17 protein-coding genes, 7 tRNA genes and 1 pseudogene are annotated in these 24,237 nt (G+C 29.0%); 8 read left to right on the top strand and 17 right to left on the bottom strand.

Annotated features, from left to right (window positions below):
- Positions 1–22: 22 nt before the first annotated feature.
- Positions 23–1,294 (top strand): aminopeptidase, encoded by a 1,272-nt coding sequence (locus tag OY14_03135; GenBank protein ID AJA90418.1) that lies wholly within the window; start codon positions 23–25, stop codon positions 1,292–1,294.
- Here OY14_03135 and OY14_03130 read toward each other — a convergent pair.
- The 4 genes from OY14_03130 to OY14_03115 form a co-directional block, all read right to left on the bottom strand.
- Positions 1,257–1,634 (bottom strand): hypothetical protein, encoded by a 378-nt coding sequence (locus tag OY14_03130; GenBank protein AJA90417.1) that lies wholly within the window; start codon positions 1,632–1,634, stop codon positions 1,257–1,259. The genes OY14_03135 and OY14_03130 overlap by 38 nt on opposite strands.
- Positions 1,635–1,823: 189 nt before the next feature.
- Positions 1,824–1,895: transfer RNA gene (locus OY14_03125), tRNA-Asn, on the bottom strand.
- A gap of 42 nt (positions 1,896–1,937) precedes the next feature.
- A complete protein-coding gene (locus tag OY14_03120; GenBank protein ID AJA90651.1) occupies positions 1,938–3,977 on the bottom strand; it encodes an N-acetylmuramoyl-L-alanine amidase in 2,040 nt (679 codons plus the stop codon).
- Positions 3,978–3,990: 13 nt separating this feature from the next.
- Complete coding sequence (locus OY14_03115) at positions 3,991–4,953, bottom strand: hypothetical protein (GenBank protein AJA90416.1); 963 nt, start codon at positions 4,951–4,953, stop codon at positions 3,991–3,993.
- Positions 4,954–5,049: 96 nt separating this feature from the next.
- Here OY14_03115 and OY14_03110 point away from each other — a divergent pair, with 96 nt between their 5' ends.
- A complete protein-coding gene (locus OY14_03110) occupies positions 5,050–8,424 on the top strand; it encodes a transcription-repair coupling factor (GenBank protein ID AJA90415.1) in 3,375 nt (1,124 codons plus the stop codon).
- Positions 8,425–8,449: 25 nt separating this feature from the next.
- Positions 8,450–9,667 carry an acetate kinase gene (locus OY14_03105; GenBank protein AJA90414.1) on the top strand — a complete coding sequence of 406 codons (1,218 nt, stop codon included), beginning with the start codon at positions 8,450–8,452 and terminating at the stop codon, positions 9,665–9,667.
- 60 nt (positions 9,668–9,727) lie between these two features.
- On the opposite strand, the gene OY14_03100 is transcribed toward OY14_03105, so the two are convergent.
- Together OY14_03100 and OY14_03095 are read right to left on the bottom strand one after the other, a co-directional pair.
- Positions 9,728–10,282, bottom strand: coding sequence for a 4-methyl-5(B-hydroxyethyl)-thiazole monophosphate biosynthesis protein (locus tag OY14_03100; GenBank protein ID AJA90413.1), 555 nt, complete (start codon positions 10,280–10,282; stop codon positions 9,728–9,730).
- A gap of 13 nt (positions 10,283–10,295) precedes the next feature.
- A tRNA-Met gene (locus OY14_03095) sits at positions 10,296–10,369 on the bottom strand.
- A 210-nt stretch (positions 10,370–10,579) separates the two neighbouring features.
- Here OY14_03095 and OY14_03090 point away from each other — a divergent pair.
- Positions 10,580–12,172 carry a beta-glucosidase gene (locus tag OY14_03090; GenBank protein ID AJA90412.1) on the top strand — a complete coding sequence of 531 codons (1,593 nt, stop codon included), beginning with the start codon at positions 10,580–10,582 and terminating at the stop codon, positions 12,170–12,172.
- Here OY14_03090 and OY14_03085 read toward each other — a convergent pair.
- Positions 12,143–13,102, bottom strand: coding sequence for a delta(24)-sterol C-methyltransferase (locus OY14_03085; GenBank protein AJA90411.1), 960 nt, complete (start codon positions 13,100–13,102; stop codon positions 12,143–12,145). The genes OY14_03090 and OY14_03085 overlap by 30 nt on opposite strands.
- 119 nt (positions 13,103–13,221) lie before the next feature.
- Here OY14_03085 and OY14_03080 point away from each other — a divergent pair, with 119 nt between their 5' ends.
- The gene (locus OY14_03080; protein AJA90410.1) at positions 13,222–13,659 is read left to right on the top strand and encodes a cytidine deaminase; all 438 of its coding nucleotides are present in this window, start codon (positions 13,222–13,224) and stop codon (positions 13,657–13,659) included.
- A 22-nt stretch (positions 13,660–13,681) separates the two neighbouring features.
- On the opposite strand, the gene OY14_03075 is transcribed toward OY14_03080, so the two are convergent.
- Positions 13,682–14,050 carry a hypothetical protein gene (locus OY14_03075; protein AJA90409.1) on the bottom strand — a complete coding sequence of 123 codons (369 nt, stop codon included), beginning with the start codon at positions 14,048–14,050 and terminating at the stop codon, positions 13,682–13,684.
- Between the two features lie 121 nt (positions 14,051–14,171).
- On the opposite strand from OY14_03075, the gene OY14_03070 reads away from it, so the two are divergent.
- The 3 genes from OY14_03070 to OY14_03060 all read left to right on the top strand — a co-directional run bounded on the left by OY14_03070 (position 14,172) and on the right by OY14_03060 (position 16,304).
- Positions 14,172–15,509: a membrane protein gene (locus OY14_03070; GenBank protein ID AJA90408.1), complete on the top strand. Its 1,338-nt coding sequence runs from the start codon at positions 14,172–14,174 to the stop codon at positions 15,507–15,509.
- A 67-nt stretch (positions 15,510–15,576) separates the two neighbouring features.
- Positions 15,577–15,649: transfer RNA gene (locus OY14_03065), tRNA-Met, on the top strand.
- A gap of 28 nt (positions 15,650–15,677) precedes the next feature.
- Positions 15,678–16,304, top strand: coding sequence for a 30S ribosomal protein S4 (locus tag OY14_03060; GenBank protein ID AJA90407.1), 627 nt, complete (start codon positions 15,678–15,680; stop codon positions 16,302–16,304).
- 246 nt (positions 16,305–16,550) lie between these two features.
- Here the strand turns inward: OY14_03060 and OY14_03055 are convergent, their stop codons facing one another.
- The 9 genes and pseudogenes from OY14_03055 to OY14_03015 form a co-directional block, all read right to left on the bottom strand.
- A complete protein-coding gene (locus OY14_03055; protein ID AJA90406.1) occupies positions 16,551–18,959 on the bottom strand; it encodes a Lon protease in 2,409 nt (802 codons plus the stop codon).
- Positions 18,928–20,220, bottom strand: a complete 1,293-nt coding sequence (locus OY14_03050) for an ATP-dependent protease (GenBank protein ID AJA90650.1) — start codon at positions 20,218–20,220, stop codon at positions 18,928–18,930. Before OY14_03050 ends, OY14_03055 begins: the two co-directional genes overlap by 32 nt.
- Before the next feature lie 23 nt (positions 20,221–20,243).
- Positions 20,244–20,837 (bottom strand): Clp protease, encoded by a 594-nt coding sequence (locus OY14_03045; protein AJA90405.1) that lies wholly within the window; start codon positions 20,835–20,837, stop codon positions 20,244–20,246.
- A 5-nt stretch (positions 20,838–20,842) separates the two neighbouring features.
- Positions 20,843–22,202, bottom strand: a pseudogene (locus tag OY14_03040) (trigger factor).
- Positions 22,203–22,247: 45 nt separating this feature from the next.
- Positions 22,248–22,319: transfer RNA gene (locus tag OY14_03035), tRNA-Gly, on the bottom strand.
- Positions 22,320–22,324: 5 nt separating this feature from the next.
- Positions 22,325–22,405, bottom strand: a tRNA-Leu gene (locus OY14_03030).
- 77 nt (positions 22,406–22,482) lie between these two features.
- Positions 22,483–22,556: transfer RNA gene (locus OY14_03025), tRNA-Arg, on the bottom strand.
- Between the two features lie 25 nt (positions 22,557–22,581).
- Positions 22,582–22,654 (bottom strand) — tRNA-His (locus tag OY14_03020).
- 122 nt (positions 22,655–22,776) lie between these two features.
- On the bottom strand, positions 22,777–24,207 hold the full coding sequence (locus OY14_03015; protein AJA90404.1) for an aminoacyl-histidine dipeptidase: 1,431 nt from the start codon (positions 24,205–24,207) through the stop codon (positions 22,777–22,779).
- Positions 24,208–24,237: the final 30 nt, after the last annotated feature.

Here is a 24,237-nt window from a genome sequence, read left to right as displayed (position 1 = left end):
AATAAAATAAAGGAGAACACCTATGGTGCACGATAAAACACTAGAGCCAAAATTTTTTCAAAGTTTACTAGACAATAGTCCTACCCCTTATCACTTAGTAAACTATATTGAAAATAAATTAATAAATTATTTTAATGCGCAACAATTAAAACTTGATGAAAAATGGAAACTCGAAACAGGATCGTATTACATAAAAAAAGAAGGAACTAGTCTTATTGCCTTCAATATTGATGTCGAAAAAAAATATGAACCGTTTGTAATAGCAACAGCACATACAGACAGTCCGGGATTGAAATTAAAAATAGATGCAATAGAAAAAACAAGTGGTGTATTTTACAGTCATATTGAAGTTTATGGTAGCCCAATAATTTCTACTTGGATTGACAGAAACTTAAGCTTGGCAGGAATTGTATATTTTAAAAAAAATGAGTTGATTGATTCAAAATTAATCAATATTGAAAACATAGGAATTATTCCAAACCTTGCAATCCATTTAAACCGACAAATTAACGAAGGATTTAGATATAATACTCATGACAATTTAACAGTAATTAACAGCACGAAAAAAACAATAAAAGACAAAATATTAGAACAACTTGAAATAAAAAATGAAAGTTTTCTATCTTGTGATCTAATATTCACAGAATCACAGCCCTCCCAAATAATAGGAACTGAAGGAGAATTTTTAGCTTCAAAAAATCTTGATAACAAATCGGGATGCCATGCAATTATGAATTCTTATGTTCATACAAATAATAATAAAAATAAAATAGCTGTATTTTTTGATAACGAAGAAATAGGATCTTTAACCTCAAGAGGAGCTGATTCCAATTTTTTATCAGAAGTTCTAGAAAGAATTGACCTTGCTCTTAACTTAACAAGAGAAGAACATCTAATAAAAACAAACAAATCATTTAATATATCAATTGACAGTGTCCATGGTGTTCATCCAGGATATACATTAAAACATGATCCAAACTATCAAGCAACTCTAAGTAAAGGCGTAGTTGTAAAAAATAGCGCCAATTTTCGATACGCAACAACTTCAACAGGATTTGCAAAATTGAAAAATTTGGCTATTAAAAATAATGTTAAAATTCAAGAAATAATAATGAAAGCAAATGTTCCTTCAGGGACAACAATTGGCCCAATCTCAAATGCAAGAACTGGAATAGAAACTATTGATATTGGAACACCAATGTGGGCAATGCACTCCATACGAGAAACAGTATCAATAGTTGACCATATAGAAGCAATTAAATTGCTAAGAGCTTTCTTTGAAAATGGAATTTAAAATTGGAAAAAATTAAAGAAATGATTGTAGTTGAGGGTAAAGATGATCTTAAAAGATTAAAAGAATCTTTTGACTGCACAGTAATAGAAACAAAAGGATTTGCTTTAAAAATCGAAACTATTGAATTACTAAAAAAAGCATTAAAATATAAAGGAATAATAATCTTAACAGACAGCGATAAATCCGGAAATATTATTAGACAAAAAATAGTCAAACATATAGGAAAAAATAATAAAATTAAACATGCATATCTTAATACAAAAGATACCGAAGTTGAATCGGTGAATAAAAAAGAAATAAAAAAAATACTTAAAAAAGTTGGGACTTTCTCTAAAGGCAATCAAAAAAATTTATTAACACTAAGCGATTTGTTAGAACTCGGAATAATAGGAGAAAACTCAAAAGAAAAAAGACTGAAAATACAAAAGCACCTTTGCTTGGGAGATGGAAATAATAAGAAGTTTTTAGAAAGACTTAATTACTTTAAAATAACAAAAATAGACCTAAAAAAGCAATTGGCTTTAATTAACTCCCCCAGAAGGACTTGAACCTCCGACCTAGTGGTTAACAGCCACCCGCTCTACCACTGAGCTATAGGGGAAATTGAACACTAAAAATATTATCTTAAATTTAAAAATTTTTGTCAATTACTTTCAAATATTTTTAAAATCCCATTAGCAAGAATTTTGGAATCTTGATCTCTAAGTTTAGAAGATCTAATAGACCAAGCTTCCTCTGGAAATGCTAAATTTCTAACTTCTATTAAAAGCTTAGTCATTACTATATTGTTTCTCAAAACATGAAGATTTTGGCCCTTAATATAAAAACTTCGTTTCATTCCTTCTGTAATTTTTTCTGCTATAGACTTTGAATGAATATCATATTTTTTCTCGTCATCTTTTTGATAATAAAACCCCATACTCTTAGGCGCTCCAATGCTATTATCCGCATGCAAACTAAAAAAAACTATATCCTTATCTTTAATATGTTTATATTTACTAACAATGTTTTTAACAACTACTAGTCTTTTTTTAAGTCCTGATGGAGTACCACTGATCCAAGAATCAACGGTATCGTTTTTATTTAAATCATAATCATTGTAAACTTCATTTTTCACATTAACAAAAGTATTGTTAGCAGAAACACTATTTCTAATCAAATGATCAGGAGCTAAAATAGTAAGTTCAACATTGGCCCCCTCTTCTTTAAGATATACGTAAAGCCTTAAGGCAATATCATAAACATATTCATCCTCAACAACAAAAACTTCGTTTCCAAGCCCATCTCTAGACTTAACAATAGCTCCAGGATCAAGACCCCCATGCCCAGGGTCAAGAATTATTAACTTATCTTTAAGTTTTGATCTTTTATTAAATCTAGAATTTACCAACTTCTCAAAACTTTTAAAAAGTTGAGTTGCTTTTTTATAAGAATTTAAAGGAGAATGCCAATCTTCTGAATAAAATTCACTTGGCTGACTTACCTTTCTGGGTCTATACCAATAATAGAAATCGCCAACAACCTCAAATATTGGTATTTTAGAGTCCAAAATAACCAAAGAGCTAATATCAAAAAAGCCTTGATTGGTAGTACCAAAAGTATTCAAATTCAGCTTTTTGTTTTTACTTGAAGGAAGATTAACTATTGTTTGAACTTTATCAGAAGAATTAGTAATAGAATCAACCTTGTTTTTAAGATACAAATCATTCTTAGACTCAATTGCCAAAGACCCAGATAAAAGTTTTTTATCAAAAATTTTCAATTTTTGATCGTGCATAATATTATTGCTACTTAAATTATTCCAATTTTTAAGATCTTCAATCAAAACACCATAATGTCTGGCAATGCTATACAAAGTCTCACCTACAGCAACTGAATGATAGATAAATTGATTATCTGTTTTTTTCTCAATTTTCAAATCTCTCTCAACAGGCTTTTCTAAATCACTATTTACAACCTTTAAAACATTTAGCAATGAACCTGCTTTAAGATTAACAGCTCGATTACCATTAAGGGTTACAAGATCTTTAGCAGTAATGCCATAAATATAAGCTATTCTGCCAAGAGTTTCTCCTCTTTTAACATAATGAAAATTAACATTCTTAGCAGCTTTCTTTAAAAAAAGCTGTTGGCCAATTTTTAACTTATTATCATTAAGAAAATTAAATTTTAAAATATCTTTAGAGCTAATATTAAAATCTTGAGAAAGTTGTGACAGCGAATCTCCTTTTTTAACTACATAAGGCTTTAAAAAATCAGGCTCGGTTAATATAAGCTTCATTCCAACTTTAAGATCTTTAGATCCCAAATTGTTCCAAGCTATTATCTCTTCTTGGCTTAGCCCAACAAGTTTTGAAACACTCTCAATAGTGTCACCCTCTTTTATAGTATAAAAAACCACACTTTTATTAACAGATTCTACCAAATCAAGAGAACGATTAACTTTATGGGTAATATTTTGATTTAAATTAGAATTGCTTGGAATAATTAATATTTGATCTGCCCTAATATTGTCAGAATTAAGTTTATTGATTCTTTTAAGATCGCTTACTTTAACTTTATGCTTAATCGCAATTGAAAAAAGAGTATCTCCTTTTACAACCTTATATTCAAAATCAGCATTAAGATTCATAGGACTTATTATTATGAAATATAATAAAATGATAAGTTCTATGATTTGCAAAACACAAAAAGCTTTACTTTTCCTTAATGCCAGTATTTTGAACAATGTAGTCATAAATTATCCAATAATAATCATATTTCTTGAAGAAAAAAGTATATCTTTTGGAAATATAAAAATGCCCATCGTCAAAATATAAATCAGCAATCACCTTACCTGCAGTATCAGAATAGGTTGTCTCAATAATAGAAAATTTATTTGGTGCTTTTGAAATATCTGAACTATTAGAATTCCACAAATATTCTTTATACTCTTCAACTACGTTTTTATTAGTAGAAGGTGATAAATTCTGTTTATAAAGGTATGCTTTGCTCTTGTCATTTAATAACAAGCCTTCAAGATCAAGATACAAAAAGAATTTTTCTTTTTCTCCAAGTTGCAATGCCTTGAGTAAATATTTAACAATCTCATCAGGAGATAGTTTTTTCCTTCTCAAAATATCTTGAATATCTTTATTGTCAGACAAATTAACAAGATCTATACTACCCGGATTTTCATCAAAACCATTATTTAAAAAAAGTGTAATAATATTGGATTCTTTTTTCTTAGATGGATCTGAAATGTCTGGAAAGAAAATACCCTTAACAAAATAAACTCCATCTTTACTAAACTTAACAAATTGATTTAAGCTAATAACTACAGAAAATTTTTCATTAGGTCTCAAGCTCATATTTCTAACAGGAACAGCAACATTTTTAGATCTCTCTTTAACATATTCAATAGGTCTTTTAACCTTAATATTGGTGGTGTCAGTTACATCAAAATCAAACCCAAAAGAATTAATATCACCTATTTCTAAAGTTAAAACACTATCAGATGCATTACTAAGAGAAACTTCAATAAAAATATTACTATTAACACGATAAATAGACTGATTGAAAAATTTAATTTTAAAATCAAGACCCTTATAATCTCCCGCAAACAAAACAAAAGAAATATTTGCAAAAAAGACACAAAAAAGCAATTTTCTAATTTTCATAAGCCCCCCTCACAACCTAACCACATTATATATAAAGAAAGTAATAATACCTATAGTATATTATTATACTAAATTAATTAAACAAAAAGGTAAAAAATGAATATAGATGAAATACTAACAACAATATTAAAAAATAATTCCAATTTAAAAAAAATGAAAGAATATTTAGAACAAAACACATTTTTTTCATTAACAGGATATGAAGGATTTTTCAAAGCTTTCTTAATTAACAGAATCAAAGAATATAGTAAAACCGGAAAAATAATATTAATAGTTAAAGATGAGCTTACATTAGATAAAATCAAAAATGATTTAAAAATAATTACAAATCAAATATTTGAATTTAACTATTTTAGTCCGCTTGTATATAAAGGGATTGGTTCAAAAAGCACGATTTTTAACGAAAGAGCTAAATTCCTGATCAATCTTTATAAAAAAACTCCTGGGATATACATTACAGTCTTAACATCATTGCTCAGCAGAATACCTGATAGAAATACCTTATTAAAGGAGGTATTCAAAATTACAAAAAATACTAAAATTAACACAACAAAAATTGAAAAAACTCTTGTAAAATTAGGGTATGAAAAAACATTCAGAGTAACAATTCCAGGAGAATTTACAATAAAAGGAGAAATTATAGACCTATACTCTTTTGGAGAACAAAACCCAATAAGAATTGTACTAAACTTTGATAAAATAGAAGAAATAAGAAAATTCAATCCTTTAACCCAATTAAAACAAGATGATGAAATTTTAGAATTCCAAATTATTCCAAAAAAAGAAATTATTTGGAATAATGAAAATATTTATAACTTAGAAACAAAGATTGAAACTGCTGAATATAAAAAATTTATTGAGGAGTTGCATTTAAAAAAAGAAACAAAAACAGAAGAAATGTTTTATCCACTAGTAGCAAATACTTATTTAAGTGATGAAATTGAAAAACATATACCTATTGTCAACTTTGAAATTAACAATTTTGAAAAAGAAATTGAAAAAATACGCCAAGAGTATGAAAATCTTTACAAAGAAGCAAAAGAAGCTGGTAAAAATATAATTGATCCAAAAAGGATTCTCTTAAATTCCAAAAACTTCAATCTAAAAAGCGATGTCTTATTCTCAAAAATTAAAAGTTCTAAATCTAAAGAAATTGTAGAATTTAAAATTGAAAGCCAGAGAAGCTTTTTTTCAAATATTATGCTTGCAAAAGAAGAATTCAAAAATTGGCTAAAAAATGGATTTAAAATCATTATTGCAGCAGAATCTGAATCACAAAAAGAAAAACTTAAATATATTTTCAAAGAATTACCAAAAGTAACAATTGAGGTTTTAAAAATATCTAGCTCTTTAATATTAGAAAAAGAAAAAATTGCCATTATTCTTGAATCAAACATCTTCAATACAGGTCAAAAAATAAACAAAGTCTTTGAATCTTCAAAAACAAAAGCTATTGATTCTTTCATTGAAATTGAAAAAAATAGCCATGTGGTTCACATAAACCATGGAATTGGCATATTCAGGCAAATAAAAAGAATAAAAACAAGCTCTATTGAAAAGGACTATATTGAGATTGAGTACGCCGAAGGAGAAAAACTATTTATTCCAATAGAACAAACAAATTTAATCCAAAAATACATTGGTAGTGAGTCTAAAAATGTAAAATTAGACAAAATTAGTTCTAAGACATGGATAAAAAATAAAGCGAACGCAAAAAAAAGAATCGAAGAGATTGCAGACAAATTAATAGAACTTTACTCAAAAAGAGAAAGTGCCAAAGGCATTAAATATCCAAAAGATAACGAATTACAACTGTTATTTGAATCTGAATTTCCATACGATGAAACTCCAGATCAAATAACAGCAATAAAAGAAATCAAAAAAGACATGATGAGCTTTAAGGTAATGGATCGCCTTCTTTGTGGAGATGTTGGATTTGGAAAAACTGAAGTAGCAATGAGAGCCGCATTTAAAGCTGTAATGGGCAACAAGCAGGTTATTGTCCTTTCACCAACAACTATTCTAGCAGAACAGCATTTCAATACATTTGAAAAAAGATTCAAAAATTTTCCAATCAAAATTGAAGTATTAAGCAGATTTACAAACAAAAACGCAGAAAAACGAATTTTAAAAGAATTAAAAAGTGGAGAAATTGATATCATAATAGGAACACATAAAATTCTTTCAAAAAAATTCGCCTGCAAAAGTTTGGGATTAATAATAATTGATGAAGAGCAAAGATTTGGCGTAAAGGAAAAAGAAAAACTTAAAGAAATAAAAATTTCTGTTGATTGTCTTGCTCTTTCTGCAACACCAATTCCTAGATCTCTTCACATGTCACTAATTAAACTAAGAGATATTTCTGTTTTAAAAATCCCACCTAAAAACAGGGTAAAAATAGAAACTTATTTAGAGTCCTTTAATGAACTTTTAATAAAACATGCGATTGAAAGTGAACTATCTCGAGATGGTCAAGTTTTTTTAGTAAACCATAATATTGAAGAATTGCACTATTTAAAAACACTAATTGAAAAATTAACTCCTTATGCAAGAATTGCAATAATTCATGGAAAACTCACAGGTGAAGAAATTGAAGGAATAATGCACAATTTTATTAAAAAAGCATATCAAATTCTATTGGCAACAACAATAATTGAAAATGGCATAGATATTCCAAATGCAAATACAATAATAATCAATAATGCAAATAAGTTTGGACTAGCGCAGCTATATCAACTAAAAGGGAGAGTTGGAAGAGGCTCTGAAAAAGCTTATGCTTATTTTTTGTATCAAGACAGTGGAAAACTAAATGAACGCTCTATTGAAAGGCTAAGAGCAATAACCGAATTTTCAGAACTAGGATCAGGATTTAAAATAGCAATGAAAGATATGGAAATAAGAGGAGTTGGGAATTTGCTTGGCAGAGAACAGCATGGAGAAATTGAATCGATTGGATTAGATTGCTACCTAACAATGTTAAACAAAGCAATTGAAAAAAAAATGGGAAAAATTTCATCAGAAGAAGACATTGATATTGAAATTAATTACAGCGGCTTTATTCCTGATAATTATGCAAAAAATGAACAATCCAAAATACTAATCTACAAAAAAATCTTTGAAATTCAAACCGAAGAAGAAAATAAAAAGATAAGAGAAGAAATCCATAATAATTTTGGACCCATTCCTAAAGAAATAAATAGCTTACTAATGTTGACTGAACTTAAGATTTTAGCAAAAAAATTAAACATAGCAAAACTAAAAGAAACAAATAGAACTTTAGAAATAGAATATAAAAATACAGAGAGCATTCCTATGGAAAAAATAATAGAAATACTTCAAAAACATCCTAATTTATTAGGATTAAATCCATCAAATCAAAAATCAATCTTTTTAAGCTTAAAAAATATTGAAAAATCTGAGAAAATAAATTATATATATAAAAATATTAACTTACTAAAAGAAAACACATAGCTTGTCAAACAAAAAAGGATAAAAAATGAAAATATTAATCATAAACACAGGAAGTTCTTCCTTAAAATTTGCTATTTATCAATATGAAAATTCAAAAAAATTAATATCTGGAATTATTGAAAAAATAAAATCTCAAGAATCAATCATAAAGATTACAAATACTGACGGATTAACAACAGAAAAATTTGTACAAGGAATTGAAAATCATCAAAAAGCAATAAAAAAAATGTTTAAAACATTATTAAACAGTAATTCAAAAATCCTTAAAACTATCAGTGAAATTAAAATAATAGGACATAGAGTTGTACATGGAGGCTCAAGCCTTAAAAATTCAGTAATTCTTAAAAATAGTGTTTTGGCTAAATTAAAACAAATTTCTGAACTTGCTCCACTTCACAATCCAAGCGCAATCACTGCAATAGAAGCGGTTCTTAAAATTTTACCACACACAAGACAAGTTATATGCTTCGATACATCATGGCATCAAACTATAAAAGAACACGCTTTTCTTTATGCAACCCCATATTCTTGGTATAAAAAATATAACATTCGAAAATATGGCTTTCATGGCCTTTCTTATTCGTACATAACAAAAAAATCTTCAGAAATTCTAAATAAAAAAATAGATAATCTAAATTTAATAATATTACATCTTGGAAATGGAGCAAGCATTAATGCTGTTAAAGGTGGAAAATCTTACGACACAAGCATGGGAATTACTCCACTTGAAGGCCTTGCAATGGGAACAAGAAGTGGTGACATAGATCCATCAATTATTAATTTAATGAGCAATATATTAAATAAAAACACCGAACAAATTGAAGAAATATTAAATAAAGAAAGCGGTATACTAGGAATTTCTGAAAAATCAAATGATATGAGAGACATTTGGAACAATATTGAAAAAGGAGAATATCAATCAAAACTTGCAGTAGAGATAATGACCTATAGAATAAAAAAATACATTGGATCTTACATGGCCATTCTTGATTTTAATACTGATGCAATAGTTTTTACAGGTGGAATTGGCATTGTTGATTATAAAATAAGAGAGCTTGCATTAAAAGGATTTGAAAAAATTGGAATAGATCTAGATCCTGAAAAAAATAAAATAGCTCAAAATAAAAATTTAGAATCCGAAATATCAACTACTAATAGTAAAATAAAAATATTAGTAATACCAACAAATGAAGAATCAACCATCCTTGAAGACATTTACCACTTGATTCCAAAAAATTTATAATTCTCAATTTTAAAAACTAAATTTGATTTATTTACTAAACCTATTTAAAATAGTTCTTATTTAATTGTCACAAAATAAAGTTGCTTTTTTAACACTTTCCATTATTTGCCTTCCCTTTACCATTTCAAGAAGAGTAAAAGCAAATTCAAATGAAGTCCCAACTCCTTTAGAGGTAATAAAATTATTGCTGATAACAACATTTTTATCTACAAACTCACCATCAAATGCATTTTTTTCCAATCCAGGATAACATGTAAACTTATTAACCTTCAAAAGACCTTTAGCAGCAAGCACTACTACTGGAGAAGCACAAATAGCCGCAATAAACTTACCTCTAGCATTCATATCTTTTAAAATAAAATCCAATTTCTTTGAATTAAAAAGATTTGTAGCTCCAGGCATGCCTCCCGGAAGAATTATTAAGTCAAAACTATCAACCTTACAATTTGATATTACATCATCTGTTAAAAAAGAAACGCCTTTTGAGCTTATTACAACATTGTCATCATTTACACTGACAACTTGAATATTAACATTACCCCGTCTTAAAATATCGATTGGGATTATGGCCTCAATATCTTCAAAGCCATTTGCAAGAATTATTCCCACTACCATTCATAACTCCTAATGCTGATGGAGGGACTTGAACCCACGACAACTCGGATATGAGCCGAGTGCTCTAACCAACTGAGCTACATCAGCTTAAGCTTTTAATAAGTGTATAAATTCAATACTGCTTTGTCAATGTATTATTCAAAAGCACCATTATAAAGTATAATACAAAATGATTTGCTAATAAATACAGATATTAAAGTTAGCATTCGTTATTTATATGGTTAAATGAAAAGAAATTTTTATCTCATTGTCCTTTTTATAGCTAACAACTGCTTTCCCATTGATTTTTGGAATACGATGGAAAAAGAGACACTAATAAATGAAATGGTAAGCAAAATGCAAGACCACGAGTTATTAGGACAAATGTTTATGATAAGTTATCCAAATCAATCAATAACAAATTTTGTTCTTGATTTTATAAGTAAAAAAAACCTTGGGGGAATTAAAATTTTTGGATGGAATGCAAAAAATTTAAAACACTTAACAGAAAGTATTAACAAAGCTCAAAAAACATCTCAAAACAATAGATTTAAAATTCCTTTGTTTGTAGCAACAGATCAAGAAGGAGGATGGACACAACACATAAAATCAAATACATCAGAAACAATCGGAAATCTTGGAATTGCAGCATCTCTGTCCCCAAAAGATTCTTATAATACAGGATATTATATAGCACAAGAGCTAAGTCAGCTTGGAATAAATTTAAATTTTGCACCTATAGTAGATATATATAGCAATGAAAATAATTTCACAATAGGACCAAGAGCATACTCAGATAACCCTAAAATAGTTTCACTTCTTTCTCTAGCCTTTTATAAAGGACAAAAGCAAGGAGGAATAATTTCTACTGCAAAGCATTTTCCAGGACATGGTAATACTGCCCTTGACTCCCATATAAATATTCCAATAATAAATTCTAATTTATTAGAAATGAGCTCAAATGAACTTTTGCCATACAAAATATTAATCCAAGAAAATATTCCAATAATAATGACAGGGCATTTAGCATATCCAAACCTTACAAATGGAGAAAATATTCCAGCATCATCCTCAACAAAAATAGTTAAAGATATACTAAGAAATAAATTAAAATATAACAACATAATCATTACTGATGATTTATTAATGAACGCAGTAAAATACAACAATGAAAGCATTTATAATACAATTGAAAGAATAGTTAGAACTAACAGTGACATTTTTTTAATATCTTTAAATGAAAATATACAAAAAACCGCATACAACAAGCTTTTAAGCTTAATGAAAAAAGATCCGGAAATAAAAAATAATATTATTGAATCTAATAAAAGAATATTAAGAATAAAATTGGAATACTTAAAAGAAAATAAAAATAAATCCAATCTTTATCCTAATTACAATAAAAATGAAAAAATATATTCAAAAGAAGGTGAAAAATTTTTTGAACAAAGCACATTAAGGGGCATTACAAAAGTAAGAATAGAAAAAAAAATATCTAAAACTAAAAATACCCTTATAATATCTCCTTACTATAAAATGATTGCAGAAGGCAAAAAAATATTTCAAAATACGTATGCTTATTATTACAGCTATTACCCCTTAAACGAATTCAATCCCCAAAAGCTTTACGAAATTAAAAAATTAATTAAAAAATATGAACAAGTCGTCTTTAGCTTATCAACACCTGGGAGCTTAAAATATTTAGAAAATTTAAAAGAATATAAAGATAAAATAAGTGTAATTGTCTCTCTTACACCTCAACACATTAAAAACTTAAATTGGATAAAAAACATAGTAATAATTTATGGAACAACACCTCTGGCATTTAAATCTGGATTTTTAACACTTACTAAGGATTTTGATCCAAAAGGGACTATTCCTTTAAGAAATATTATCCTTAATGTACGCTAACATTCGATTTTTTACAATTTCTAAAGAACCTTGTTTAATTCTAAATCCACTAGCATTTTTATGCCCCCCACCTCCAAAATCTTCTGCTAGTTTTCCAACATTAAAAGAATCTTTAGATCTCAATCCAACTATAATCGAGCCGTCTTCCATTTCCTTTAAAATACCTAAAATTTCATTATTCTCAACATTGCTTAAAAGCATATAAAAAAGCTCATTAACCCCGCTAGCACCGCCATCTTTACTAGAACTAGCAGAAGATAAAAATGTAAACAAAACCTTCCCATTCCAATAAGATTCAAGACTGTTTAACATTAACTTAAGAGTTTCTATTGATTTTAGACTTTTAGTTGTTTCTATATAACTGTAAACTTCTTTAAGACTTATTCCTTTTGAAACCAATCTTGCAACCATTTCAAAAGGCTCAGGATCGCTTCTTGAAATAAATTTAAAAAAACCAGTATCCGTACAAAAGCCTACTAAAATATACCAAGCCTCCTCTTTTGTAAGATCATACCCAAACTCTCTGATCAATTTTTCAATTAAAAAAGTAGTAGAGGGTGCAAAAGGATCAATATACCCCGCACATTTTAATTTCTCACCAGACATGTGATGGTCGATTACCAAAATGGGCATATCTTTTACATAAAATACAAACTCATCACCTATCCTATCTAAAATTGAGCAATCCAAAATAATAACTGAATAATCTGAAACATCAATATTGGGCCATTCGGAAAAAAATCTGTCTTTAAAAGGAATTATCTCTTTTCTAAGAAAAGGACCTTCATTTAACAAAACAGAATTTTTACCAATTCTTGAAAGAAAAGACGATAAAGCTAAAGATGAACCTATGCAATCAAAATCAGGATCTTTGTGCCCAATAATAATAAAATTATTGTACTTTTCAATAAACTTAATAACATCTCTCATAATAAAGTTAGCAAACCCTCCATAAAACAAGTTTATAGCTTGTTTTACATTGACTATATTACAATATTTCAATAAAATAAACTACAAAAGCTAATGAAATATAAAAAGTGAGGACAATTTTGGAAAAGCCAAAACAAGAAGATATTAATAAAGCATTTTATATGGCAGAAAAAGCAAGAAACAATTCGTATTCCCCATATTCAAAATTCAAAGTAGGTGCCTGCATTAAAAGTAAAACAAACGATTTTTTCATTGGAACAAATGTCGAGAATGCAAGCTTTGGAGCAACTTCCTGTGCAGAAAGAAACGCAATTTTCAACATGGTTGCAAAAATTGGCGTACAAACACTAGATTTTTTACTTCTCAATACAAGCCCTGAATCTATTCCATGTGCAATATGTTTGCAAGTTATGACTGAATTTTTTGATCAAGATACAAAAATAATAATAACAGAATCTAATTCATTTAATGAAAACAAAACACCAATAAAAATCTATACATTAAAAGATTTGCTTAAAGCTCCTTTTGATAAAAAAGAATTACAAAGAGTAACATAATCTAAACTTAAAAAAATTTAAATCAATCAAACATCTTTAGAGAAACTACAGCACTTGCAAGTCTATTTAATTTATCGCTTTCAAGGATATTAGCAGACAAATCAAAAACATTTAAAATAAGTTTTTTCTCATCAGAATTAAAACTATATTCTAAATTTTCCAATAATAAAAAATTAATAATTGGAACAAATTTTTCTATAAAACCGTATAAACTATTATTAAAATCATAAGCTTTATAATAATAATTGAATATATCCTCTAATGACTTTCTGTCAAACTCTTTTAAAAACTCACAAAAAATATTTTTAATATTCTCAATCAAACTGTGTAAATCATTATTATTTAAAATATTTTTTTTACATTTTTTTACAAAAAAATCCGATTGCCGCATAAAATATTCCTCACTTTTATCTTAACAGACTAAGATTGAGCTTAAATTTAATAAATGATAAAATATAGCATTTAACACTATATTAATAAAATTATGCAATAACTAGGAGAATGTTACAATTATGGTCAAGATAATAAGCTTAAAAAACATTAATAAATTTGCTTATTTAAAACTGGGTCCTTTAAAAAAAAACGATATCTGCATCGTTTATATTGAAAACAATTCAAAATTAATCGCAAATCTTAAAGCAAAAGCAAGCGATGATAAAATTGAAATAATGCATTTTTATATCGATAATGATTTTAAATCAGAAGGTATAGAAAGAATAATGATTAGCAATTTAATTCACTACGGGAAAAAAAATAAATTTAAAACAATTTTATGTAAAATCACTGAAATACAAGAAGAACTTTTAAGCTTAGGATTTGAAAATAGAAATTCTCAATACAAAAAAGAATTAGCACCTGACATAGAAGAAGATAAATTTGTAATGGGAATAGGAATAATATCTATATTTACCGAAGTAGCATCAATATCTTCCAAGCTTACTGTTGGAATACTGTTCAACTCATTTGCACTCATTGCTGATGCTTTCCACGTCATGGCCGATTTTGTTTTGTCTACAATAACTTACTTCAGTTTAAAAATTACAAGCAGACCTGAAACTATTCACTACCCTCATGGACACAAGCTAATGGAAAGCCTAATAGCATTTATCATGGGAATAATTATACTTATTGCAGGATTTACACTATTTTTAAATACAACCGGATTAAATAAATTTATCACTCTTGGGGGAGAATCTGGATTTAATCTACACATACACCAAAGCAAAAATAAACATGATACTATACATGATCATGATCACGATCACGATCACTCCCACGATCACAGCGAAGAAGACAAAAAAAATATACTAGAAATATTTTCAAATAAATCCCTTAAAAAAAGCTTATGGATACCCATAATCCCCTTCATTTTTTTTATAGTGAAAATAATAGAATATTTAACAAAATTCCAAATAGGTAAAAGATACAACAACCAACTTCTCCTAGCATTAGCCTCAGCCGATAAAAACTGTATATTCTCACATGGAGGAATTACACTAAGTTTACTTCTTGCAACTTACATGTGGAGCGGTTTTGACAAAATTATGTCTATATTTATTGGCTTTATAATAATAAAAGAAGGACTTAACGTAATAATAAATAATGCAAACAATTTGCTCTCAAAACAAAATATAGATCTCAAAAGAAACGTAAAAGATACATTAAAAAATTTAAATATAAACTTTAAAACACTCAATTTCCATAACCAAGGCAATAAACTTGTGCTTTATATTAAAATAAATTTAAATTCAGAAAATGACTTGCAAAGTTTTATAAATAAAATCCAAGACATTAAAAAAATAATAAAACAAGAATATAAAGAAATAAATGATATATATTTTTTAGTCTAATTAAATTAATAATAAACAAATAATTGACACTTACAATAAAATTATGCTAACATTTTAAACTGTAAGACGCAGGGTAGAGCAGTTGGTAGCTCGTCGGGCTCATAACCCGAAGGTCATAGGTTCGAGTCCTATCCCTGCTATACTTTATTTTTAATATGCGAGGAATTGATGAATAGAAAACAAATAGCTAAAGGTAAGCTGGTAAGGAGATTCGGAATTAACATTTTTGAACAGCCAAAATATGACAAAATCCTTAAGAAAAAGCCACATCCACCTGGAATGCATGGAAAAGCAAGAAAAGCTAAAATCACAGAATATGGAAAACAATTAATAGAAAAGCAAAAGATAAAGTTTACTTATGGTGTAAGCGAAAGACAGCTAACCAACACCTTTAAAGAAGCAAGAAAACATCATGGTGTTACCGGAGACAATCTCTTGTCAATACTTGAGAGAAGAATTGACAATGTTGTATATAGAGCTGGATTTGCTATCTCAAGAGCACATGCAAGGCAAATAGTTTCTCACGGTATTATTATATTAAATGGAAGAAGAGTTACAATCCCTTCAATAATACTAAGAGCTAATGATCAAATTCAAATAAAAGAAAAAGACAGTCTAAAAAAATTAATAAGATCGAATATAGAAAAAACCTCGTCTCTTAGAAATTTACCAACCTGGATAGAAGTAAACGCCGATGACTTAAATATAAAAGTAAAGCATTCTCCATCAAGAGATGAAATACCTACACTTGCTAATGAGCAAATGGTAGTAGAGTATTATTCTAAGAGAGCATAAACTTATTTATGAAATATCAAGAAAACCAAAAAGTGGCTATAATTGGCCACTTTTTTATTTACCTTTTTTCTTACCCTTTGAAAAATTCTTTCCCAAATTATTTTTAGCAAAACTAGCAAAACTGTTATTCTTACCCAAACTTTTAGCATGAGGCTGAGAATCAAAAGAAGCTCTACTGCCTGAAGGTCTTCTAACTCCATCTTTCATATATCTACTCCTAAAATATAAATTTAAATATGTAAATTTTTAAATAATATTCAAATAATCAAAAACTTCTTCCAAACTGGAGACAAACTTAACATCTATATTATCCTTAACTTCTTCTGGAAGCTTGAAATAATCTTTTTCATTATCTTTAGGCAAAATAACTTTGTTTATACCGTTTCTATAGGCTGCTAAAACTTTTTCTTTAATGCCACCCACGGGAAGAACAGAACCTTTCAAAGTCACCTCACCAGTCATTGCAAGATCCAAAGGAACTTTCTTGTCAGAGAGTATTGAGGCTATTGCTGTTGCAATAGTAATGCCTGCAGAAGGACCATCTTTTGGTGTCGCGCCTTCTGGAAAATGCAAATGAATCTCGGGACTTTCTTTTACGTCAAAATTAAGCCTAGAAGAATATGTCTTAACTATAGAATATGCAAGCTGAGCGCTCTCTTTCATAATAGTCCCAAGGCTACCTGTTAAGATAATGTCTCCTTTCCTTTCAAACTTAGTTGCTTCAACGGGAAGAACCGTACCACCATAATTTGTCCAAGCAAGTCCATAAACAAATCCAGAAGAGTCAATCTTAATCAAATCCAAATTATACTCAGTATCTACATAATTATAATAGTTATTAATATTGATTATTTTATAAATACCTGAAACATCAGGATCATGAGTAAAAATTGAATTATTACCATGTATTAAAGAACTCGGAGAATAAAAATTTCCCTTAATAATTTGATCCTTGGAATACTCATGAAGTAGCTCTCTTACAAGTTTCCTAATCAAATTAGTTAAAACTCTCTTTAGCCCCCTAACACCAGATTCCATAGTATAATTTCTAATTAAATTAAAAATAACATCGTCTTCTATTCTTATATACACTTTATCTAAAAAGCTCTCTTTGATTATACTTGGAATCAAAAAAATCTTTGCAATCTCTAACTTTTCAAGATAAGAATAACCCTCAACTTTAATTATTTCCATCCTATCAAGAAGTGGTTTTGACATACCGTTAAGAGAATTTGCTGTCGTAACAAATAAGACATTAGAAAGATCATAAGGGATTTCTAAATAATGATCTACAAATTTATAATTTTGCTCGGGATCCAATACTTCCAAAAGAGCAGATTCAGGATTTCCTTTATAACTATTATTAATTTTATCTATTTCATCAAGAAGAATAACAGGATTAGATTTGCCTGATCTTTTCATTGCACTAATAAAAACACCCGGAAGAGAGCCAACATAAGTTCTTCTGTGCCCCCTAATTTCTGCCTCATCTCTTAAACCCCCAAGGGATATTTTAACAAACTCCCTAGACAATGATCTTGCAATAGATTCTACAAGAGATGTTTTACCAATACCAGGAGGCCCTACAAGACACAAAATAGGAGCCTTGACCTTGGAATTAATTTGATAAACAGCTAAAAAATTTATTATTTTTTCCTTTGCTTCATCCATACCATAATGAGAATTCCTTAAAATAAACTCAATCTCATTTAAATGATTTTTCATAACAGTATTTTCATTCCATGGAAGATCTAATATTAATTCTATATAACTTCTAATAATATTAGCATCAGGAGAATTTGCTTGCATTTTAGACAATCTAGAAATTTCTTTTTCAATCTTAGACTTAACATCTTCTGGAATATCTTTTAAATTTAATCTGTCAATATAATCGTTATCATCTTTTCCTAATCTTTTTTGTATCTCTTTAACTTGCTCAGCAAGAAAATAATCCCTTTGACCCTTATCCAACTTAGCTCTAACTTTAGAATTAATATCTTTTTTAAGATCTAAAAGATCAATTTCAATGTTTAAATTAACAATTAACTTTTCTATTCTGGTTTTAACATTTAACTCTTGCAAAAGCTCTAACTTTATACTGTTTTCCAAGTTTACATTAGAAGCTATAATATCAGCAAGTTTACTTGGATTCTCAAAATAATTAATTGGCTCATTATCACCATCAGAAGATTTTAAAGATAAACAATTTCTATAAGCTTCATAGGTTTCCTTTAAAAATTTAGAGTAGGTAAAAAGCTCTCTGTTTAATCCATTGTCATCAGGCACAAAAGTAACTTTAGCTCTCAAATAATCATTTTTCTTTGAAACACTACTTATGATAACTCTGCTTTGACACTCAACTAAAACTTTTACTACATCTTTGCTGACCTTTATAACCTGTATAAGTTTAGAATAAGTACCTACAGAATATAGGTTTTTAACTCCTTCCACACAAGATTCATCACAATTAGATTCATTGGAATAAGCAAACAAAATTAATCTTTCCTCTGCCATAGATTGAGATATGGAATTGATTACAAATTCATTATCAAAGGTTACCCACAACGTCATATTTGGGAAAAGAACATTTTCTTTTAAGATAACAATTGGAAGATCTTCTTTTTTATTTTTTATCATATTTAAGATTAATTTCATACAACTCTTTTGTCCAAGGTTTTTTAATTGCATTGCCAACTAAAATTAATGGATTAATATCTGCATTTAAAACAGATTCTTTTGTAACAATAACCTTCTTAGTCTTGCTAATTGAAGGAACCTCAAACATAACATCTTTAAGAAGACTCTCTAGAATAGACCTAAGACCTCTTGCCCCAGTATTTTTTAAAATAGCTCCATCTACGATTGATTCTAAAGCATCCTTTTCAAATACCAATTCAACATTGTCCATCTTAAACATATGATAATACTGCTTAACAATAGAATTTTGAGGATCAACTAATATTTTCATCAAATCTTCTTTATTTAGCTTTTCAAGATACGAATGTACAGGAAGTCTACCAACAAACTCTGGTATCAAACCAAACTTAATCAAATCTTCCATTTCCAAATACTTTAATGAAGTGTCTTCTCTTATGGTCTTTTTTGCAATCCCTGAAAATCCAATAGAACTCTTATTTATTCGATTCTTAACAATATTCTCAAGCCCGACAAAAGCTCCACCACATATAAAGAGTATATTTTGAGTATTAATTTCAATAGTATCCTCATAAGGATGCTTTCTTCCACCTCTTGGAGGAACGTTGGCAATAGTACCCTCAATTATCTTTAGCAAAGCCTGTTGAACCCCTTCTCCAGAAACATCTCTTGTTATTGAAACGTTTTCATTTTTCTTAGCAATTTTATCTATTTCATCTATATAAATAATCCCTCTCTCAGCTAGACTAACGTCTCCATGAGCAGCATGTATCAATTTAAGCAAAATATTTTCTACATCCTCACCAACATATCCAGCTTCTGTCAAAGTTGTAGCATCTGCTATTGCAAATGGCACATTCATTTCAGCAGCCAACGTTTTTGCCAGCAAAGTTTTACCACTGCCTGTAGGCCCAACCAAAAGTATATTGGATTTTTCAATCTCAATGCCATTATCATATTTATTATTTTTCAATATCCTCTTGTAATGATTATAAACAGCCACAGATAAAACTTTTTTTGCATCTTCTTGTCCAACAACATGCATGTCTAAATGATCCTTAAGTTGCTTAGGGGTTGGCAAACCATTGGGCTTAGAATCTAGCGGCTTGCACAGCTTTTCTTTAAAAAGATTGTGACATATTTTAGAACATTCAGGACAAATTGCCACTCCATTAGATATAACAACATTGCCCCCAAGCTCAGCAACACTAAGCCCGCAAAAAGAACACTCTTTTACTTTTTGACCTTTTACTCTTGCCATAAAAATTTTTTCCAAAAATAAAACTACTCTCTTACTAAGATACTATCAATAAGACCATATTCAAGAGCATCGCTTGAAGTCATAAAATAATCTCTTTCCATATCAAGAGCCAGTTTTTCCTTATCAACTCCTATCTGATTAGACATAATGTCTATTATTAATTTTTTAAGTCTTAAAATTTCATTAGCTTGTATATTAATATCACTAGCTTGACCACTTATCCCACCCCAAGGTTGGTGAATCATTATTCTAGAATAAGCTAGCGACTCTCTTTTCCCCTTGGCACCACCAGCAAGTAAAAAAGCCCCCATTGAAGCAGCTTGCCCTATACAGATTGTCCTTACATCAGGCTTTATATATTGCATAGTATCATAAATTGCAAGACCTGAAGTAATACTGCCTCCCGGAGAATTCAAATAAAGGTAGATATCTTTATTTGAATCTTCTGATTCTAAAAACAAAAGTTGAGCAATAACAGTATCTGCTTTAAGATCATTAATCTCCCCACTCAAAAATATTATACGTTCTCTAAGTAATCTTGAATATATATCAAATACCCTTTCGTAATTTCCAGTATTCTCTATAACAGTAGGTATTAAATTATGCATAAACTCCATTATTCTTACTCACAAATTTTATAATTTAACGAAATCTTTAAAAGAAATTTGATTACCTTTTACTTCTTTAAGATTCTCTAAAATTCTTTTCTTAGCTCTTTTCCTTTTGATATCATCCCTCAAATAAGAAATCAAATTTTGATCTTCATAAAATTTCTTAACCTCTTCATAACTCAAACTTGAATTTTCAGACTGTCTAGCAATTTCATCCTCAAGATCTCTCTCAGTAACTTTAATTGGATCTAAATCCACCATTTTTTGAATTATTAACTTAGATTTCAAATTGCTAAGAATTTCATTTTTTAAATTATCACTGCCAATATCTCCTGAAGAATAAAACATGCTTTTAAATTCTTCAAGACTCATCTTATTTTGCTTTTCAGCATCTTTAAAGGCAATTTCAATTTCAGCCTCAATCATTGAATGAGGAATATCTATTTCTAATTTTTCAGAAATAGCAGAAAAAAATTTATTTAGCTTTAAAGCTGCCTTTTTTTCTTCAATAAAGCTTAAAATATTAGATCTTATAAAATTTTTAAGGTCATCCAATGTGTTATACCTGTCGCTAATATCTTTTGCAAACTCATCATCTATTAAAGGAAGATCTCTTTTTTTAATACTCTTAATCTTAATCTTCAATTTTTTTGAAAAACCTGCAAGTTCTTCAAATTTGTAATCCGTAGTATAAGATTTTTCTAAAAGCCTATCCTCATTTATTCTCATTCCAATTAGATCTCTGTCAAAATTATAATAAGTCTCAGATTTTCCAACTGTAAAAACAAAGTCTTGTCTTTTTGTTGATACTATTTCATTCAAAGCATCATCAAGTTCAACAAAATCCACTTTAACAATACTACCGTCTTTGACAACCCCTTCTTTATCCTCAACAATAATTGAACTTTCCATTTGAAGGCGAAGAATCTCATTATCAATATCAGAATCATCAATCAAAACTTCAGGAATCTCCACCTTAATATCACCACCATCAAAATTTGGAATTTCAAATTCAGGATAAGTTTCATATATAAAAGTAAATTCAAAATCTTCATTAAGATTTAATTTTAAATTTTTCTCCTTTATGATAGGAGAAGCATAACTTAAAGGCTTTTTAGACTCTTCTTTAAAAAATTCTTTAAGAGAATCATTAACCACCTCTTCTAAAACAACAGCCCTTAAACTCTCAGAATATTTACTCTCAACAATATTAATAGGAACTTTTCCAATTCTAAAGCCCTGAATCTTAAGACGGGAAGAATAATCTTGTAATAATGAGTTATATTTTTCCTGAATAACACTTTTTGAAACCCTAATGGAAACCTCAACTTTTGAGCCTGGAAGAAGCTTGGTATCTTTACTTAAAATCACTGCTAATGCCTCTAATTAATATAAAACTTATTGATAATTATTAAAAGCGAAAGACGGGATTTGAACCCGCGACTTTCACCTTGGCAAGGTGACACTCTACCCCTGAGTTACTTTCGCATTTTTACAGAAGGTGGGAGTCGAACCCACACGCCAAAAGCACTAGATCCTAAGTCTAGCGTGTCTGCCAATTCCACCACTCCTGCATACTTCATACTCAAACTAGTATACAAAAACTTAAAAGCTTTTGCAAGTATGCCTGATATACTAAAAATAAATAATTTGCACTCAGCAGGACTCGAACCTGCAACCTTCGGATTCGAAGTCCACTGCTCTATCCAATTGAGCTATGAGTGCAGATAAAAAGACAATTGGGTACAAGGGTGATTGACGGGGATTGAACCCGCGACATTCGGAACCACAACCCGACGCTCTACCAACTGAGCTACAACCACCAATAACTATTTACTATAATATTTTATAGACATTTAATTTCTAAGTCAATAAAAGATAATAATAAAAGCTATACGATTTAGATTAAAAAATAAAAATTAATATTTAGTATTAGCTTTTAAAACTAAAATTTTTGAAATCTTTCTAAACTTTTTTTCAAAAAATCATAAACTCTGATGGTTGAAGAAATATCTACTCTTTCTCTAGTAGTATGAGGAGATTCAATCCAAGGACCAAGAGTAACAGATTCTATACCTCCCAGCCTAGAAGATATTATGCCCGTTTCAAGTCCTGCATGTATTAAAGAAACCTTAGCATCTTTTAAATACATCTCTTTATAAACACCTTGAAGATGTTTTAAAAGTCTGCTATTTTTATCAGACTCCCAAGAAGGATAATCATAAATTACGCGCAAACTAACCCCAGACAAACTACTTACTGATTGCAAATGATTAAAAATATATTCTTTGTCTAAATCCGATAAAGATCTTATTAAAAAAGTAAAAATATAGTCACCTTGCACTTTTAAAAGACTTGAAAAATTTAAAGAAGTTTTGATAAGCTTGTTTTCGTAACTTTCTACTTTTTGAACTCCATGCAAAAATCCCATTCCCATATTTAAAAGCTTGTTTTTACTGCTTCCATCAAGAACTTTAACTGATGAAAATTCTCTTTTGTTAATAATAATGTTAAATCCATTTTCAAGAAAATATGTGTTTTTAATTTTAAATACGAAAAGTTTAAGTTCCTTATTTAATAGATCATAATCAGTACTATTAATAAACACTAAAGCCTTGGCCTCATTTGGAATTGCATTACTGCTCTCTCCACCAAAAATACTCTCAATCTCAAAATCAATTTTTGCTTTAATTTCAAAAAGGAAGAAAAACATTAATTTTAAAGAATTTGCCAAATCTAAGTGAATATCTGCCCCAGAATGACCACCCTTAAGCCCTTTAAATACAATTTCTACTTTTGTTTTTTTTACTGCAAGACTATACTGCGGAGAAAAACCAATCTCAACAAGCCTTGATCCTGCACAACCAACCAAAAAATACCCCTCTTCTTCCCCATCAAGATTAATAAGGCTTTTGCCGCTACATAACTTAGGGTCAAGACCAAGAGCGCCTAATAAACCTATTTCTTCATCAATGGTAAAAAGAAGTTCTAAATCGGGATGGGGAAAGCTATTGGCCTCACTCATAATGCTAAGCATCATAGCAACCCCAATACCATTATCAGCCCCAAGAGTAGTCCCTACTCCTTTGAGATACCCATCTTCTTCAACTATTTCAATTGGATCCGTTTCAAAATTGTGCAAACTGTGCTCATTTTTTTCACAAACCATATCAACATGAGATTGTAAAATAACAGGATGCATATCAACACTATTGCTGGATTTTATCTGCACCACAACATTACCAACACTATCTTCTTTAAAAGAATACCCAAATTTTTTAGATCTCTCCTTAATAAAATTAATAATTCCTTTAACATTTTTTGAGCATCTTGGAATTTTTGCTATCTCTTTAAAATAATTAATTACAATACTCATAACGGTTTTCCTTTGGTTAAATTATCCACA

Origin of the sequence: Borreliella chilensis (assembly GCA_000808095.1) — a bacterium.
Taxonomy (GTDB): domain Bacteria; phylum Spirochaetota; class Spirochaetia; order Borreliales; family Borreliaceae; genus Borreliella; species Borreliella chilensis.
The sequence above is the reverse complement of the archived record's forward strand: the minus strand, read 5'-3'. Positions and strand labels throughout refer to the sequence as shown.

Bases quoted from the DNA above. Each gene is read 5' to 3' on its own strand.
- OY14_03115 (AJA90416.1), bottom strand. From the start codon at position 4,953: ATGAAAATTAGAAAATTGCTTTTTTGTGTCTTTTTTGCAAATATTTCT.
- OY14_03105 (AJA90414.1), top strand. From the start codon at position 8,450: ATGAAAATATTAATCATAAACACAGGAAGTTCTTCCTTAAAATTTGCT.
- OY14_03110 (AJA90415.1), top strand. From the start codon at position 5,050: ATGAATATAGATGAAATACTAACAACAATATTAAAAAATAATTCCAAT.
- OY14_03050 (AJA90650.1), bottom strand. From the start codon at position 20,220: ATGGCAAGAGTAAAAGGTCAAAAAGTAAAAGAGTGTTCTTTTTGCGGG.
- OY14_03060 (AJA90407.1), top strand. From the start codon at position 15,678: ATGAATAGAAAACAAATAGCTAAAGGTAAGCTGGTAAGGAGATTCGGA.
- OY14_03070 (AJA90408.1), top strand. From the start codon at position 14,172: ATGGTCAAGATAATAAGCTTAAAAAACATTAATAAATTTGCTTATTTA.
- OY14_03055 (AJA90406.1), bottom strand. From the start codon at position 18,959: ATGAAATTAATCTTAAATATGATAAAAAATAAAAAAGAAGATCTTCCA.
- OY14_03090 (AJA90412.1), top strand. From the start codon at position 10,580: ATGGAAAAAGAGACACTAATAAATGAAATGGTAAGCAAAATGCAAGAC.
- OY14_03135 (AJA90418.1), top strand. From the start codon at position 23: ATGGTGCACGATAAAACACTAGAGCCAAAATTTTTTCAAAGTTTACTA.
- OY14_03015 (AJA90404.1), bottom strand. From the start codon at position 24,207: ATGAGTATTGTAATTAATTATTTTAAAGAGATAGCAAAAATTCCAAGA.
- OY14_03100 (AJA90413.1), bottom strand. From the start codon at position 10,282: ATGGTAGTGGGAATAATTCTTGCAAATGGCTTTGAAGATATTGAGGCC.
- OY14_03075 (AJA90409.1), bottom strand. From the start codon at position 14,050: ATGCGGCAATCGGATTTTTTTGTAAAAAAATGTAAAAAAAATATTTTA.
- OY14_03085 (AJA90411.1), bottom strand. From the start codon at position 13,102: ATGAGAGATGTTATTAAGTTTATTGAAAAGTACAATAATTTTATTATT.
- OY14_03045 (AJA90405.1), bottom strand. From the start codon at position 20,837: ATGGAGTTTATGCATAATTTAATACCTACTGTTATAGAGAATACTGGA.